The 15,737-nt window shown below is 68.3% G+C and carries 13 protein-coding genes and 1 pseudogene; 6 read left to right on the top strand and 8 right to left on the bottom strand.

Going from position 1 to position 15,737, the window contains the following annotated elements; translation table 11 throughout:
• Positions 1-686 precede the first annotated feature (686 nt).
• Positions 687-920, top strand: a complete 234-nt coding sequence (locus LV79_RS13440; protein ID WP_253835592.1) for a hypothetical protein — start codon at positions 687-689, stop codon at positions 918-920.
• Here LV79_RS13440 and LV79_RS13435 read toward each other — a convergent pair.
• The 3 genes and pseudogenes from LV79_RS13435 to LV79_RS13425 all read right to left on the bottom strand — a co-directional run bounded on the left by LV79_RS13435 (position 917) and on the right by LV79_RS13425 (position 2,408).
• Entirely contained in the window at positions 917-1,315 is a 399-nt protein-coding gene (locus LV79_RS13435) for a hypothetical protein (protein ID WP_253835590.1), read from the bottom strand. The two genes, LV79_RS13440 and LV79_RS13435, sit on opposite strands and share 4 nt — an antisense overlap.
• Before the next feature lie 61 nt (positions 1,316-1,376).
• A pseudogene (locus tag LV79_RS13430) lies at positions 1,377-1,589 on the bottom strand (NucA/NucB deoxyribonuclease domain-containing protein); the annotation flags it as partial.
• 39 nt (positions 1,590-1,628) lie between these two features.
• Positions 1,629-2,408, bottom strand: a complete 780-nt coding sequence (locus LV79_RS13425) for a hypothetical protein (RefSeq protein ID WP_253835586.1) — start codon at positions 2,406-2,408, stop codon at positions 1,629-1,631.
• A gap of 402 nt (positions 2,409-2,810) precedes the next feature.
• On the opposite strand from LV79_RS13425, the gene LV79_RS13415 reads away from it, so the two are divergent.
• Positions 2,811-4,241: a helix-turn-helix transcriptional regulator gene (locus LV79_RS13415; RefSeq protein WP_301320445.1), complete on the top strand. Its 1,431-nt coding sequence runs from the start codon at positions 2,811-2,813 to the stop codon at positions 4,239-4,241.
• Positions 4,242-4,562: 321 nt separating this feature from the next.
• Entirely contained in the window at positions 4,563-4,982 is a 420-nt protein-coding gene (locus LV79_RS13410) for an NsdA family TPR-like regulatory protein (protein ID WP_253835584.1), read from the top strand.
• Positions 4,983-5,391: 409 nt separating this feature from the next.
• Here LV79_RS13410 and LV79_RS13405 read toward each other — a convergent pair whose 3' ends face one another.
• Positions 5,392-6,339, bottom strand: a complete 948-nt coding sequence (locus LV79_RS13405) for a helix-turn-helix domain-containing protein (protein ID WP_253835583.1) — start codon at positions 6,337-6,339, stop codon at positions 5,392-5,394.
• A gap of 199 nt (positions 6,340-6,538) precedes the next feature.
• On the opposite strand from LV79_RS13405, the gene LV79_RS13400 reads away from it, so the two are divergent.
• The 3 genes from LV79_RS13400 to LV79_RS13390 are packed head-to-tail and all read left to right on the top strand — an operon-like array spanning position 6,539 to position 8,936.
• The gene (locus LV79_RS13400; protein WP_253835574.1) at positions 6,539-7,366 is read left to right on the top strand and encodes an alpha/beta fold hydrolase; all 828 of its coding nucleotides are present in this window, start codon (positions 6,539-6,541) and stop codon (positions 7,364-7,366) included.
• Positions 7,366-8,163 carry an alpha/beta hydrolase gene (locus LV79_RS13395; RefSeq protein ID WP_253835571.1) on the top strand — a complete coding sequence of 266 codons (798 nt, stop codon included), beginning with the start codon at positions 7,366-7,368 and terminating at the stop codon, positions 8,161-8,163. Before LV79_RS13400 ends, LV79_RS13395 begins: the two co-directional genes overlap by 1 nt.
• The gene (locus tag LV79_RS13390) at positions 8,160-8,936 is read left to right on the top strand and encodes an MBL fold metallo-hydrolase (protein ID WP_253835569.1); all 777 of its coding nucleotides are present in this window, start codon (positions 8,160-8,162) and stop codon (positions 8,934-8,936) included. The genes LV79_RS13395 and LV79_RS13390 overlap by 4 nt, the downstream gene beginning before the upstream one ends.
• Positions 8,937-9,240: 304 nt before the next feature.
• Here LV79_RS13390 and LV79_RS13385 read toward each other — a convergent pair whose 3' ends face one another.
• The 4 genes from LV79_RS13385 to LV79_RS13370 form a co-directional block, all read right to left on the bottom strand.
• On the bottom strand, positions 9,241-10,434 hold the full coding sequence (locus LV79_RS13385) for a serine hydrolase domain-containing protein (protein ID WP_253835566.1): 1,194 nt from the start codon (positions 10,432-10,434) through the stop codon (positions 9,241-9,243).
• Positions 10,435-11,291: 857 nt separating this feature from the next.
• Complete coding sequence (locus LV79_RS13380) at positions 11,292-12,440, bottom strand: hypothetical protein (protein WP_253835564.1); 1,149 nt, start codon at positions 12,438-12,440, stop codon at positions 11,292-11,294.
• 380 nt (positions 12,441-12,820) lie between these two features.
• A complete protein-coding gene (locus LV79_RS13375; protein ID WP_253835556.1) occupies positions 12,821-14,329 on the bottom strand; it encodes an FAD-dependent monooxygenase in 1,509 nt (502 codons plus the stop codon).
• 67 nt (positions 14,330-14,396) lie between these two features.
• Complete coding sequence (locus tag LV79_RS13370) at positions 14,397-15,011, bottom strand: acyl-CoA-like ligand-binding transcription factor (RefSeq protein WP_253835554.1); 615 nt, start codon at positions 15,009-15,011, stop codon at positions 14,397-14,399.
• Between the last annotated feature and the right edge of the window lie 726 nt (positions 15,012-15,737).

The raw sequence follows: 15,737 nt of genomic DNA, 5'->3' as shown, positions 1-15,737 counted from the left end.
CTCGGGAGCAGCAGGTCGGTGAACACTTAGTTGTCATGGTCTTGACCGCCGCGCAAGCTGCGTCCGGCACTGCGCGGCGCCGCCATCGCGCTGGCGACAACCCCGTTCCCGCCCAGCGTGCCGGTGCTGGGGCCAGCATTTCCACCAGCCGCAGAACTCACCCCCAGTCATGGTCCCTCTCGATCACACCAGGGCCTAACCCGCAGGCCACAGCCATCAAGCCGACTTTTGGAATTTCACAGGCCTTCCTCGGCCTGGCCGCCGCGATGCTTTGCTGGAACGATCCCTCAAGAACCCATGACCACCCCAACGACCCACCACCACGTTGGACACGGTCTTAAAAGAGCGGGGTTGTTCACTGTCTGCACGACCAATCATGCCATTGAACTGCGAACATGGAAAGTATCCTGGTCGGGCGTACCGTTGATCGCGGCTGAGTGCGATCTGGGCCCCTTGGGTGGTTCCCTTCGCAGGGGCTTGCTCCATATCTGCCCCAGCCGACCGCCTGTTGCGCTGCGTGCACCCGCAACCTGATCGTCGGCGCGACGGATGCACGCGCAGTATCCGTACAGGACGACGTTCACGCCGGGGACCGCTGAGCTACGCGGTGGTCCATAGCGAAGGCGCCCATCCCGGTTACCAGCGCCGCACTGCTGGTGGGCGCCGACGACGATGGGGTCAGCATCGTGGAGTTCTCCGCCAGCGCTCTGCCGGTGTGGCCGGAGAACGAGGTCGAGACGCTGATCGCGCTCGTCCGCGATCTGCTCGGCGAGCCTGTCGAGCACAGCGGTGTCCCCGTGGGGGAGCGCGCCGTGCGGGTGCGGGCTCATGGTCGTCGCGGGCAGCAACTCAGTCTCGGGCAGACAGACCAGCACGGCCGCCACCGCTGCCGAGCACTTCGGGCCCCAGGCCCGTTCTAGTCCGAAGCTCGAACGGCAAGCTCCCACGATTCCGTGCGGTACTCCACTCCCGCCAACTCGTCCGCGACTCGGGTGGCTTGGATCGCGTAGCGGCCTGGGCTTCCGAGGTCGATGACGACGTCGTCTGGGGAGGCTGTGGTGGCGCACAGCAGCACCCGCCCGCTCGGGGCCGTGAAGTGTCCTGCGACCGCACCATCGAACTCCCGACCGACCACCAACCGCACTTGAACCCGGATCGACTGGTCGTGTGCGATGAATCGGACGCCGCCCGCACCGCAGTGCACGTGTCCGTCACTGCGGGGGATATCACCGGGGTTCAGCTCGCTGAAGTGGTCGAACAGCAGGAACTGGGAGAACTCGACCGGCAGGATCGCGTGGTACAGCTTCGGTTCCATCAGCGCCCCGCCTAGGTGGTGGTGGTCGCGGGATCCCGCGCCCACCACGGAGCCTAGAGCACTAGTTGATGACGTTCACGTAGTACGCGTCTTCCTCAAGGATGTGGTCGTCGGCCAGGTACTGGCCGAGCAGGTTGCCCGCGTTCTGGTTCTGGGCGCTGTGGACCGGGCGCACCGCGTAGCTCCGGCTGCCGCCCACGTTGATCGTCATCTGGACGCCCTGGTAGGTCGCCGAGAATGGGTACTCATCGCAGTCATTGGTCGCGGTGGGCTCGTTCGGATCGTTGCGTTGCGTGTAGTTCGGACCAAAATGCTAAACGCACTTGGCGATTGCGGCCGAACGGTTGTTGTCGCGTCCGATGGTGTCGTAGTACAGCCGGTGCAGGGGATAGGGAGTTCCCAGCTTGCCGGGGATCCACGTCCCCGCCGTCCCGGGCTTCGTGGCGGCGACGTTGTCCTGGGCGTCGCGGATGAGCAACGCCGATTCACGGACCGCGCCATCGGACGCGTCCAGGGTGAAGATCCCCGTCTGCTGGTGAAAGACGCAATCGCTGGCGCGCGCGTAGTTGGGACTCACCACGGTCCGCGCCTGGTCACATCGACCAACAGCATTCGGACCGTCGTAGAAGCTGATCGCGCTAGGCGAGTTCGGCAGGTAGAAGTAGACGTTGAAGTCGTAGTGTTGGCGCTGCTCATCCTCGTGTGATTCCGGTTGTACGACACCGGTCGTGGGGATGGTTACTGTGGAACCGTGATCCGTGTCGGCCTGCCAGGCACCGGGATTGTCGCTGCGACTAATCGTGCTGGGGTTGCACGAGGGGCCGGTGACGTCGATGTCCCAGCAGTTCGCCCCGAACGTCCACGCGTTAGTCGTCGGGTAGGTCTCGATGAACCGCCAGTTGGTCAGGTTGACCGACACAGCCGCGGTGCGCGCGTTCTCCTGCATGCTGACGATAAAAGTGACATCGACGAGAGCGGCACCGACCTTGATCGCCCTTCCGTTCCGCACGACGAAGTGTTCAGACAGCAGGGTCGTGCCGTGACAGGCGTTGAACCTGTTCTTGTACCAGTACGCGGGCGCGGGCCTGGGCACGTTGTCAACGTAGGACCCTGACGGCGTCCCGGGCGGTATCCACCAAATTAGGGCGACGGTCGCGGCAGCGACAGAGCGGCAATGTGGCAACGTTGTGGCGTGATTGTGGCGTCGCTATCGCCGCAACGCATTCTTCACGGAAGACTTTGATCTGATGCCCTAGGCGTGTCCCACGAGAATTGCCACGGCGAGCCGAGATTTGCGTGGCCATAGGTGCGACCAAGCGCGGATCCGTCGTTTCTCGCTTGATCGAATGGTTCATTCGGGCGAACCGGGTAGTCACTACCAGGAGTTGGTGGTGCCGATGAACTGTGTTTCCAGTTCAGCGCTCCGTGGCGGGTGGTGGCGCCGTCGTGAAATGTGGCACGATCGTGGCATCGGGCGTGGGCGGATGGGGATTTCATGGCAACGCGGCGGCGTGCACTGGCCCAGCGCAGAGCTGCGATGGGATTCACCCAGGAGACCCTGGCGGAGGCACTGGGGGTAGAGCGCTCGACGGTAGCGCGGTGGGAGTTGGGAAGCCAGGCACCGATGCCAGGCATCCGACGTCGACTGGCGGAAGTATTGACGCTGCCACTTCACGAACTGGTGGCGCTACTCGAAGTCGGTCCTGCTCAAGTTAATCTCGATCTAGAGCCCGTCGGCGCTATCAACGCTCACCCACTAGCCGAAGGGGTAGCAGGGCCACTTCAAGATCAGGCGCCGCGGGATCGGCCGACACGCGTCGAGGCCCGGGGATGGCACGCTGGTCCAGGTGGAGATGTCGGTGATGGACTGCCCGGCAGCGATGCCGTGGAGTCGGTGATGAGGTTGGGAGGCGCTGACGTGGATCGTCGTACGTTCCTCGCGTCAGCCGCGGTGACCGTCGCGGCCACGGCGTTCGCTCCAAGCGACCCGGACGCGATTGCGCGCCGTGTGGCTCGCACGGGGGGCGTTCGGGTCGGTGCCGGAGAGGTCGCCGCGATCCGCACGATGACCACGGCCCTGGGGGACACCGCGTCGGAATTGGGGGGCGCGCACGCGCGCCATCTGGTCGTGCGCTACCTGGTCGATGACGTCGGGCGGTGGTTGGACGGGACCTATACCGAGGCCGTCGGGCGTGAGTTGGTCACCGCGACCGCCGAGTTGGTGCATCTTGCGGGGTGGATGGCGCGTGACGCGGGCGAGAACGGTGTCGCCCAGCGGTACTACCTGCACAGCCACCGCTTGGCGAACGAGGCAGGCGCCCCTGAAGTTGCCGCCACGTCACTTCGGGGGCTCGCCGACCAAGCTCTTGACCTCGGCTACACAGGCATGGCGCTCCGTTTCGCCGATGCCGCCGACCACACAGGACGCCATCTTGGCGAGCCGAAAGCGCGGGCTTACTACGCCATGACTCACGCGCGCGCGGCGGCAGCCGACAGCGACTTCGCGACCGCCCGCACTCGGCTGTCAGTGGCCGAAGGTGCCATGAACCGCGCGGCTAGTTCACCAGGCATCAGCTGGGCCGGTCACTACAGCCCAGGCCGATGGGCCCACGAGGCGGCGCTGGTCCATGCCCGGATGGGAGACATGCTCGCCGCCGAGGAACACATCGACCACGCGCTCTCGCTCGGTCTCGACCGCCGCCGCACCCGCGCCATGGTCTTGGCCGACCTTGGCAATATCCGATTCCGCCGCGAGGACGTCGACGGCGCCGTTGACGCGTGGACCGAGTTCGTGGGTCTCGCCGAAGGCGTGCATTCGACACGGATTGATCGCAGTGCCGCCGACATCGCCGTGCGGCTGGGCTCGGTCGCGGGAAAACCGGCTGATCACGTACGGGAACTGTTAGCCCAACGCAGCCCGATCTGATCCGAGCGCCTCGCCGAGCCAGACCAGAGCGCGCAGGCCACCGATGGAGAATCCAGAAGCCAACTTGCGGCTTGCCGCGGAGCAATGAAGGCCCCAGGACGCAGCAGGGACGCCTTCTGTGGTCCCCGTCGAGGATCGCTGCGGTTGGCGCACGAGTGGCTGGTCGAGGACACCCCGGCGGTGATTCACACCGGGTCCGGTCGGCGCGTCGGCGCCACACCCGCTGCGGAGCTGGAAGCACGGGTGGTGGTACTTCGGTATCTGGATGACATGCTCAGCGGTGGTGATCTGTAGCCGCTGGTGCACACCGAGTTTCGTCATGTGGGCGATGTCGTCGACCAAGCCGCCCATACCAAGGACACCGGCAGGCGACTGCTGACCGTCCTAGGTGAGCTGGCACTACTGGCGGTGTCCAGCGACGCCGGACGCCACCACGAGGCACAGCGGGTATATCTGTCCGGGGTCGTGGCGGCGCGAGCGGCGGCGGACCACGCTCTCACCGGCCAGCTGCTGTCTTCGCTGGCCTACCAGATCACCACCGTGGGCGACCCGCGAGACGCAGTGTTGCTCGCCCGGTCGGCGGCCAGGGGCGCCAGGCAGGCGATACCTGTGGTGCGGGCACTGCTGCACGAACGAGTCGCCTGGTGCCAGGACCGGTGCCAGGACCGCGACGGCAACCGTGTGCGGGCAGTGCTCGGCGAGGCCAGCTCGCCGCCTCCAGGATCTCGTTGGTGCGCTTGAGTTCGGCGTTCTCCCGCCCGCAGGCGGCGCCACTCCTCCGACTCGGTCGTGGTCGGCCGGTCGCCCCGCTCACCACGGTCGACCTCGTCTTGGCGGATCCGGTTCCGCAGGGCCTCGCGACGCACGCCGGGCCTGCCGACTGCGCGATCACCGGCTTCGGGTCCGACTCCCGATACAGCCGGACCGCACGAGCCCCAGCTCATCGCGGTACTTCATCGGTGCTGCCACTAAAGGACTCCCTCATGCCCTATCAGACCGCGCTTGAAGGTCGCCAAGCTACCGGGGGAACCTCACGACGAGGTCCGGCGGGCGTACCTGACAGCAGTCACGATGCGTGTGCTCGATCCATTGGGCGCAAGCCGAGCAGATAGCGTAGTCGCACGGGCGGCGGTGCCACACTTGTCATGGGCTAGCGGGTTGACTGGCGCCACTCGGTGGGGGTGAGGCCGTAGCGGGCGCGGAATCGTCGAGCGAAGTGGGTCGTGTCCCGGAAGCCCCAGCGGCGGGCGGTGGTGGCGATGGTGTGACTCACCGCGGGGTTGGCGAGGTCGGCGTGTGCCGCGGTCAGGCGTTGCTCGATGATCCACTGTTCGAGGCTGAAGCCTGCTTCGGCGCAGAGCGCGTACAGCCTGCGCACGGAGATGTGGTGGGCGGCGGCGATCTTGGCTGGGGTGAGGTCGGGGTCGGTGAGGTGGCGGCGGACGTAGGTGCGGACATGGGTGAGGACGGTGTCGGTAGGGGCCGGGTGGTCCGGGCGGTCCGCGGACAGCAGAAGCGCCCGGGCCAGTTCGATGTTCACCGCGTCGAGTGCGGAGGCGCCGGGGTCGGCGGCAAGGCGGTCAGCGGTCGCGACCAGGTTGGTGACGTGGTCGGTGACCAGGCGGTACAGCGGGCTGCGGTGCAGGTCGGGGATGGCGCGGCGGACGACGTCGACGGGTAGGCCGAGTTGGTCGACCGGGACGTGCACGCAGCCCGCTCCCCCGCGCCCGGACCAGCCGAAGTCGTAGGGGGCCGAGAGGTCGACGGCCATCAGGTCGCCGGGGGCGACCACCCGCTGCCTGCCGAACTGCTCGTGGCGGCCGTCCGCGCGCTGCTGCACCGACAGCGCCACGACAGGTCTGGCGTCCTGCTTGGCCTGCTTCCCGGTGCGCAGCAAGCGGATGCCTGTGGCGTGGGTGGTGAACACGTTGGTGCTGCCCAGGTCCCACACGCCGAGGCGGACGTGCACGTCGCCGGTCTCGTGGATCACGTGACAGGGCGCCGAGGCGTGCGCCATGGCCGCGTGGACCGCGTCGACCCGGCCCCCGGCCGGGAGATCGGTGGTGTCGAGAAAGTAGGCCATCACTCGCCTCCGCATGTGGTGGGGGCCATTCTGCACGCTGAGCCGGGTGTCCTGCGCGCACAGCCGACATGTGTGATCTGTTCGCGTTTACGGTTCCGGCCGTGGTCCAGGGGCGAGCCGGAGCGTCGCGGATGACGTGTTCCGCGTCATCCGCGGTCGTCCCGCCCGCGCGACGACCGGTACGTCTGACCGAGATCGAGAGGAACCGAAACCGATGCCGTACGTGACGACCAGTGACGACGCGCGGATCTTCTACAAGGACTGGGGCGAGGGCAGGCCGGTCGTGCTCAGCCACGGCTGGCCGCTGAGTTCCGACAGCTGGGAGGCCCAGCAGCTGCACCTGGCGAGCAACGGGTTCCGGGCCGTCGCGCACGACCGGCGCGGCCACGGCCGGTCCAGCCAGACGTGGACCGGCAACGACATGGACACCTACGCCGACGACCTGGCCGTGCTGTTGGACACCCTGGACCTGCGCGAGGTGACACTGGTCGGGTTCTCCACCGGTGGCGGCGAGGTGGCCCGCTACATCGGCAGGCACGGCACCGCCCGCGTCGCGCAGGCGGTGCTGGTCTCGGCCGTGCCGCCGTTCATGCTGCAGACCGACGACAACCCCGGCGGTGTGCCGCTGGAGGTGTTCGACGGCCTGCGTGCCAGTTCCCTCGCCGACCGCTCCCAGCTGTACCGGGACCTCGCCGATGGCCCGTTCTTCGGCGACAACCGACCCGGCGCCGAGGTGTCGCAGGGCATCCGGGACGCGTTCTGGCGGCAAGGGCTGCAATCCGGGCACCGCAACGCCTACGAGTGCGTCGCCGCGTTCTCCGCCACCGACTTCCGCGTGGACCTCGACGCGTTCGACGTGCCGACGCTGGTCATCCACGGGGACGACGACCAAGTCGTTCCGTTCGAGGTCGGCGGCAAGGCCTCCGCCGCCCGGATCGCGAACGCCACCCTCACGACCTACCCCGGCGCGCCGCACGGGATCACCGACACCCACAAGCAGCAGCTCGCCGACGACCTGCTCGCCTTCCTGAGGAGCCTGTGATGACCGCACCGGACACCATCGTCCTGATCCACGGGTTCTGGGTGACCCCGCGCAGCTGGGAGCACTGGATCACCCACTACGAGAGCAAGGGCTTCCGGGTGCTGGCGCCCGCGTACCCGGGTCTGGAGGTCGAGGTCGAGGTGCTCAACGCGGACCCGACGCCGATCGCGGAGCTGACCGTCCCCAGGATCGTCGACCACCTCGCCGCGGTGATCGCGGAGCTGGACTCGCCGCCGATCCTGATCGGGCACTCGGCGGGCGGCGCGTTCACCCAGCTGCTGCTCGACCGGGGTGTCGGCGCGGTGGGCGTGGCGCTGAACTCGGCCCCGACCGAGGGCGTGCGGGTCGTGCCGCTGAGCCAGCTCAAGTCGACCTTCCCGGTGTTCAAGAACCCGGCCAACCGGCACCGGGCGGTGCCGATCACCTTCGAGCAGTGGCAGTACGCGTTCACCAACACCTTCACCGAGGAGGAGTCCCGCGCGCTGTACGAGCGGTACGCGGTCCCGGTCAACGGTGGCATCGTGTGGGGTGGTGTGCTGGCCAACTTCCAACCCGGCCACCAGGACACCTGGGTCGACTACAGCAACGACGACCGCGCACCGCTGCTGTTCGTCTCCGGCGGCGAGGACCACATCATGCCGCCCGCCGTGCAGCACTCCAACGCCAAGCACTACAAGTCGGCCGCGGTGACCGAGGTCAAGGACTACCCCGGCTTCGCCCACCTGCTCCCGGCGCAGGAGGGGTGGCAGCGGATCGCCGACGACGTCCTCGACTGGGCGCTGCGGCACGCCCGGTGACCGAGGTCCGGATCACCCGGATCGGCGGCCCGACGGCACTGGTCGAGTTCGGCGGTTGGCGGTTGCTGACCGACCCGACCTTCGACCCGCCGGGCCGCCGGTACGGGTTCGGCTGGGGCGCGTCGTCGCGCAAGCTGACCGGCCCGGCGATCTCCCCCGCCGAGGTGGGGCGCGTCGACGCGGTGCTGCTCACCCACGACCACCACGCCGACAACCTCGACGACGCGGGGCGGGCGCTGCTGGCCGAGGTCGACACCGTGATCACCACGGTGTCGGGTGCCCGCAGGCACGGCGGGGGTGCCCGGGGACTGCGCGCGTGGGGCACGACCCGGCTGACGTCCCCCGGCCGCCCCGAGATCGAGGTCACCGCCACCCCGTGCAGGCACGGCCCGCCGTTGAGCACGCCCATCGTGGGTGATGTCGTCGGTTTCGCCCTCGCCTGGCCCGACCAAGTCCACGGCGCGCTGTGGTGCACGGGCGACACCGTGCCCCACCGCGGCCTGCGGCAGGTGGCACGGCGGGTCGACGTGGGCACGGTGCTGTTGCACCTAGGTGGCGTCCGGTTCCCGCTCACCGGCCCGATCCGGTACTCGATGACCGCCCGCCAGGCCGCCCGCCTGTGCGGCCGGATCCGGCCGCGCACGGCCATTCCCGTGCACTACGAGGGCTGGCAGCACTTCCGCGAACCACCGGAGACCGTCGAACGGGCGCTCGCGGACCTACCGGGGATCCGCTGGGCACCGCTCGGCGAGCCGATCACCGTCACGGTCTGACGCCGCCGGCGGGGTGCCCAGCCCTCGCCGCGGGATCTGGTGCAGGTCGGCGGGAACACCAGCTCGATCCGGTTGGCGGCGCACCACGTGCGGACCTTCGGATGCCGGGGTCAACGCGCCAGGAAGACGAGCGCGACGGACTGGACCGCCCACCGCTGGGCGATAGGCGGTCCAGTCCGTCGACACCCAGCGTTGCGGGATGCGCGGCACGGTGCCACGGTTCCGAGCGGCTTGGAGCCGGCCACACACCACGGCGAACGCAGCCGCGTGCTGCCGTCAAGCTCGCCGACTCACGGGACGCTGTCTAGCCGCAGAGCGCCTTCGCCGCGAGCGCTGTGGTCGCGGCGGCGATGCGCCGGACGGCGTCCCCGTCGGCGCGGTCCAGCACACCGTGGTTCACCGAGAACTCGACTCGTCGGGAGCCGTCCGCCGTGCTGTACATGTACGACGTCTGGCTCTGCGTGCCGCCGGTGTGACCGTAAGCCGTGCAGCCGGGGGCGAACTCGTTCGCGAACAGCCCGAGCCCGATGGAGGCCCCCGGCGCGCCCGTCGGCATCCACGTGCGCATCTCGTTGAGCAGACGGGGCTTGAGCAGCTTCCCGCCGAGTAGTGCCGAGACGAACCTGTCGAGGTCCGCGGTGGTGGAGATGATCTCCCCTGCGGCACCCGCCCAGGACGGGTTGATCCTGGTGATGTCGACGACCTTCCGCTTGCCGTTCTGCTCGAACGTCAGGTAGCCGTGCGCGTGCGGACCGGGGATGCCTGCTCTCGTACCGGGCAGGACCGTGTCGTTCATCCTGAGCGGCTTGAGGATCCGGCTCTCGACCTGGGTCGCGTAGTCGATACCGGTCCGGTTCTCGATCAGCAGCCCGAGCAGCGTGTAGTTCGTGTTGGAGTAGGTGTGCTTCGCGCCCGGCTCGAACCGGGCGGGCTTGGCCAGCGCGAACCTCACCAGTTCGTCGGCGCGGTAGGTGCGGAACAGGTTGTCCAGGTACGCCTGGTCCCACATGGGGATCCCGGGATCCGGGGTGCCGTCGGCCCGCACGTCGCCGGTGTAGTTGAACAGACCGCTGGTGTGCTGCAACAACATGCGGACCGTAATGCGGCGGTCGAGGCCGTACCGGGGCAGGTACGAGGCGATCGGCGCGTCCAAGGAGATCCTCCCCTCACCGACCAGCTGCAACACCGTAGTGGCCACGAAGGTCTTGGTGATGCTGCCCGCGCGGAAACGCCCGGTGGGGACGGGTCGGGTTGACCTGCCGAGTTCCGCGGCTCCCGCACTGGTGACCCACTCCCCTCGTCGGTCGTTGACCCGGAGCACCACGCCGCCGCCTCCGCTGGCCCCCGCCAGCTCATCCAAGACCGCGCCCACGCCTGCCCGATCATGCCGCTCCTGGACCGAGGTCCCGGCGTCCGCGACCGCCGCAGGCGACACCACGCCGAGCAACCCCGCTGCCACCAGCACCGCGCCGCACGCACGTCGCGTTCTTCTGTTCATCGATGTCCTCCTCTGGATCTCGACTACCCGGTGACGGAAACGTTAAGAAGTCCGCGGTCCGGTGTGAATCCAGCAGAGGCCCGTCCTGGGGGTAGTGCGCGCCCTACCCCCGAGGCAGGGCCAGCCATCGGGCTGGGCTCGACGCCGTGCCGGACGAAGCGGTCCAGCGCGGATCTCAGGTGGCCTTCGTCGACGATCAGCAGCCGGTCGGGATCGGTGACGGTACCGAGAACACGGACACAGCGGATGCCTACCTCAAGGACGAACAAACACCTCGGGTGCGAAGCCGCACGGATCACCAGGATCTCGAAAGACCCGGGCCGGTTGCGTCGGGCGATCGTCGTGCTCGTGTCCGCTCAGGGGCGGGCGGTGGCCGACATCGTTCCGTTGGCGCAGGTCAGCGACGACGACGTCCGCGACGTGATCCACGCGTTCGACAAGCGGGGGCTCGCGGCACTGGACCCGGAATGGAGCGCGGGACGCCCGAACGTGGTGGGTGAGCACATCCTCGGGCGGATCCTCCTGATCGCCAGGACGTCTCCCGCCGACCGGGGCCTCACGGACTTCTCGACCTGGTCGCCGACCACGCTCAGCCAAGCGGCTGCCGCGGGAACCGCGGCACCGCCAGATCGTGGCCGGAACCAGACGCCGTGTCCGCCACCTGTTCGCCGACGGCGGCTTCGCCCGCACCCCGCGCGACCGACCCCGCACTGCGGACCACGATCGAGTTCGCAGGCAAGTCCCCGGGCCGGAGGGGATTCGCGGTCATGTCCAGACGACGGGTGGTCGTACGCACCGTCGCCTGGCTCACCGCGCACCGGCTCGGCGACTCCGTGCAGCGTCGACACCCCACAGGATCAACGCTCGGCCAAGTACACCGCCCGAACGGCAAGGACGCGCTCGACCTCATCGATGATCGGCGCGAAGAACTGCTGCCGGTGCTCGACGTCGCTCATGGAGGTGATCTCGAAGTACATGCTGCCGAACGCGGCGAACAGCGTGGCGTTGCGCAGCAACGCCACCGGGATACCGGGCACCAACCGCGACTGGGCGACAGGTCCGCCGATCCACTGCTCGGCGACCTCCGGCGTGACCATCACCAACCCCAGCACCAGGAAGAACCCGAACAGGGCCAGCCCCATGACACCGGCCTGCACGAGCTGCCGAGTGGCCAGCACCACCAGCAGATTGCGATTCTGCCGACCGCTCAGGGGTGTCGCGTGCAACGGCTCCACGATCGCCACACCCGACAGCGGCGTGCCGTGGCACGCGGCGGAAAGGCGGTCCGGGCTCAGGTCCTGCTCCACCCGGCCGATCTCGTCGCGCAACCGGGTGGCCGAGGCCAGCACTGTGATCGCGGCGAACAACGCGATCACGATCAGCAACCGCCACCAGTCCAACCGGTTCATCATCTGCCACAGTTCGCCGGTGAAGAACAGGAACAGCGTCACGAACAGCATCGCGGGCAGCGCCCGGCCGAGCAGGTGCACGCTGTTGCGCAGGTCGTAGAGCGTGTGCCGGATCGCCCGCCGGACGAGCGTGCCCGTCCCGTAGGTGGTGGCCACCAGGGTGACCACGAAGACCGCCGCGAAGAAGATCACGAACCCCAGCAATCCGACCACGCTCCCGCCCGGTGGGGTCACGGTGTCGTCCACGAGCAGCTGCAACAGCGGCACGGCCACCGGCATCGTCGCGTACACCACCAGGATCACCACGCGCGCGCTCTTCGTGAACCGGGGCAGGCGAAGGGCGAACAGGCGCAGCACGAACCACGCCACGACCGTCACGCCGAGCACACAGGCCAGCAACACCCAGCGCTGCGGCCCGGCGGACTTGAGCGGCACCAGCCAGGCCAGGCTGGCCAACGTCACGAGACCGAGCGCGGGCAGCATCCGGGGCAGGACGTGGGTGGCGAACCCGTACCCCTCGATCATGGTGGGCGCACCCTCGCGGACGAACCACCGCTCGGTCCGGCGGATCCGATCGCTGGACTGGCTCGACGACATGGTCCAATCATCCTCTGTGGAAGCGGCCCGCGCGCCACCGGCTCCGCCGTGGCCGGAGTGGATCGCGCAGGCGCCGGGAACCCCGGGGAACCCGGTCGCCGAGCGGGTCACCTTCCTCCGCGAAGGCTCACGGCTCGGCCGACAAGTTCCCGGTCGAATCACATCGAGCACGTGGGTATCGACCAGGCACCTACACGCTGATCACCCAGGGCGACCGATCCAGCACGGCGGCGCCGGCGATTCGCGCGGTGTGCTCGCGTCCTGTGGTTGCGGTGCGCCAGTCAGGCCGTTGCCCGCGACCACAGGGCGAGCACCAGCGCTCTTGGGTCCATTCTGGACTTCCCGCAGGCGCGACCGGGCTGGCCCGGCGAGGGCTTGTTCTACGCGTTGACCGGGACGCCGAACCACTGCTGGATGGTGTTGTGCAGCTCGTCCTGGTTGGGGTGCGTCTCGGACGACGCCCACGCCACGTAGGAGTCCGGGCGGAGCAGGAGCGCGCTGACGTCGGTGGCCGCCGTGGCGCGGACGACCTCGACGCCGTCCGCGTGCAGGTCGCCGTCCTCGGTGAGGTCGATCAGCAGAGGTTTCGCGCGGCGGATCAGCTCGGCGAGGCGGACCGTGCCGTCGGGAGTGTGCAGGTTCAGATCGGGTGCGGGCCAGCCTGTCAGCGGGTGGGCGCCGTCGCCGACCGGGTAGCGGACGTCCGCGCCTGCGACGAGGTCGGCGAGAACCTGCACGACGCCTGGTTGGGTGAGCAACTCGCCGAACAACTGGCGCAGGCCGGTGATGTCGTCGCCGGGGGACAGCAACGCGGCCTGGGTCTGCGAGTAGGTGATGGTCCGATCGGCGATCGGACGCCGCTCAGCCTCGTAGGTGTCGAGGACATCGGCGCCGCCCCTGATCGCGGCCGCGAGCTTCCAGCCCAGGTTGATCGCGTCCTGCATGCCGAGGTTGAGGCCGGTGCCACCGGCGGCGAAGACGTGCGCCGCGTCGCCAACGAGGAAGAGTCTGCCGTCCCGGTACCGGTCGGCGACCCGGGTGTTGCCGCCGTTGATCCGTCGCAGCACGTGCGGACCAGTGCCGGGCGGCGGCTCGATCGGGACGTCGACACCGAGCACTCGGTTGATGCTGGCCCGCATCTCGTCGAAGGTCATGGGCTCGTCGGACTCGGGCTGGTCCCACTCGACGGTGGCGACCAGCGGCGGGAGGCCGGGCAGCGGCGCGTAGGAGAAGCCGCCGCGCGCGGTGCGGACCGGCAGGAATGGCATGACGGGTCCGTGACCGGGCACCTTCAGCGCGCCGGTGGTCGGGTCGAGCCAGTTGTGTGACACGACGGCGTGCACGGTGCGGCTGGTCGTCCGGTCGTAGGTGACACCGGGGAAGTCGATGCCCGCGGCCTTGCGGACCGGGCTGTGCGCGCTGTCTGCGCCGACGACGTAGCTGGTGCGCAGCTCGTAGGCCTGTGCGTCAGGGTCGCGGACGGTGAGCGTGACCCCGTCGTCGTCCTGGGTGAGGCCGGTGAGCTCGTGGCCGCGGCGGATCTCGACACCGAGTTCCGTCGCGCGTTCTTCCAGGACCTGCACGGTCTTGATCTCCGGCACCGGGAGGTTGTAGATGGGACTGTCATCGAGAAGGCCGAGGTTGAGCGGCATCGCAGCGAATATGAAATAGCTGCTGTTGGCCTGCGGCGGGCCTGGTTGGCCGCTGAGCCGCTCGAACAGCCCGCGGCGGTCGACCATGCGGACGACCTGGCCGACGAGACCGTTGGACCTGGGTTCCTTGTTGGGTTCGGTCAAGCGCTCCAGCACGACCGGACGGACGCCGCCGAGCGCGAGCTCGCACGCGAGCATCAAGCCGTTGGGTCCGCCACCGACGACGACTACATCCATGGCTGTCACTCCCTTGTTCTGGGCATGCTGAACAGCCCGTCGAGCGGGCTTTGTTGGCGGGTCGGGCTTAACGCGGGTCGGGCAACCCAGCTCGGATCTGATCGAAGACCTCGTGCAGCAGGGACACGAGCGACTGGGTGGGGTCGCGCGTCCAGTGCGCCATCGCCGTGCCGAGCCCGGTGCTGATCACCGCGGCGACGACTTGCGGGTACAGGTCGGTGGCCTCGGTGCCGGTGCGCTCGGCGATGGCGACGATCAGTTCGTCCTGCGACGTGAGGTGGGCGCGGAACACCTCGTGCTGGACCGCGGGCTCGGTGAGCAGTTTCTGGAGCGCGGAGGTGTACCTGTCTTCCCTCGGCGTGCCGGCTCTGTCTGGCGGCGGCTCGAACTGCGCGACGACCGCGTTGACGAGCGCGTCCCAGAGCGATTCGTCGGTCGGGCGTTCTCGCAATACCTCGACGATGCGGTGCCCGCGCTCGGTGTGCGCGGCGACGACGGCCTCGGCCTTGCTCGTGAAGTAGTTGCGGAAAGTGCGCTCGGAGACGTTCGACGCGGCGGCGATGTCCTCCACCGAGACGTTGTCGAACCCGCGCTCCAGAGCGAGCCGGATGGTGGCATGACTCAACGCGAGGCGGGTCTCACGCTTCTTGCGTTCGCGCAGCCCGCCGTCCTCTGTAGCCATGACGGTCACACTAGCTAAACTTTCCAGATTTGCAAAGTTTCCATCCTGGAAAGTTGACGGTTGCACCACATCGAGGTTCACTCGCTCATCGGCAGTAGCGGATGTTCGGGGCACGGCGAACCAGGCCACCAGTGATGACCTGGTCCTTCATGCGGCCTTAGAACCTGCCCACCGCCATCCAACGGCACGCCGGTCTGCGACATGTCACAGCGAGAAGCGCGCCCCAACTACCAGGCTGCCGGTACGAATCCGCTGGTCAGCCCTGTTCCCATCCTTTGGTACTCCCGCCCGAGAGTCGAACGCACACCGGAGCCGGAGCAGAACTGGAGAGTTGTGCCTACTTGCATGGGCCCGTGGCGAGCTCTTCGGCCGCGCCCAACCAGTACGGCTCGACGCGGCCACGGAGCGCCAAAGCGCGCCTGCGACGACCACAGCGCATTCTTTTCACCAAAGCGCCTCATCGGACTGTCGTGCCGCACCCGTGCGCGGGGAGCATACCGGGGAGCAAATGGGGAGCAGAAATGCGCTCCAAACAGCGAAGAACTGCACTCAACGACTCGGAACGTACACGCGTTGACCTGTCAGAACGCATTCCGGCAGGTCAACGCGATATGCTGTACATAGTTCACACCGAAGGGGTCACTGGTTCGATCCCAGTATCGCCCACGCAGGTCAGAGGCCCTATCCGGTTCGCCGGGTAGGGCCTCTGCCGTTGAGAGCAGCGGC

The organism is Actinokineospora globicatena (assembly GCF_024171945.1).
Classification (GTDB): Bacteria; Actinomycetota; Actinomycetes; order Mycobacteriales; family Pseudonocardiaceae; genus Actinokineospora; species Actinokineospora globicatena.
The sequence above is the reverse complement of the archived record's forward strand: the minus strand, read 5'-3'. Positions and strand labels throughout refer to the sequence as shown.

Bases quoted from the DNA above. Each gene is read 5' to 3' on its own strand.
- LV79_RS13370 (WP_253835554.1), bottom strand. From the start codon at position 15,011: ATGGCTACAGAGGACGGCGGGCTGCGCGAACGCAAGAAGCGTGAGACC.
- LV79_RS13435 (WP_253835590.1), bottom strand. From the start codon at position 1,315: ATGGAACCGAAGCTGTACCACGCGATCCTGCCGGTCGAGTTCTCCCAG.
- LV79_RS13380 (WP_253835564.1), bottom strand. From the start codon at position 12,440: ATGTCGTCGAGCCAGTCCAGCGATCGGATCCGCCGGACCGAGCGGTGG.
- LV79_RS13375 (WP_253835556.1), bottom strand. From the start codon at position 14,329: ATGGATGTAGTCGTCGTCGGTGGCGGACCCAACGGCTTGATGCTCGCG.
- LV79_RS13400 (WP_253835574.1), top strand. From the start codon at position 6,539: ATGCCGTACGTGACGACCAGTGACGACGCGCGGATCTTCTACAAGGAC.
- LV79_RS13395 (WP_253835571.1), top strand. From the start codon at position 7,366: ATGACCGCACCGGACACCATCGTCCTGATCCACGGGTTCTGGGTGACC.
- LV79_RS13415 (WP_301320445.1), top strand. From the start codon at position 2,811: ATGGCAACGCGGCGGCGTGCACTGGCCCAGCGCAGAGCTGCGATGGGA.
- LV79_RS13385 (WP_253835566.1), bottom strand. From the start codon at position 10,434: ATGAACAGAAGAACGCGACGTGCGTGCGGCGCGGTGCTGGTGGCAGCG.
- LV79_RS13405 (WP_253835583.1), bottom strand. From the start codon at position 6,339: ATGCGGAGGCGAGTGATGGCCTACTTTCTCGACACCACCGATCTCCCG.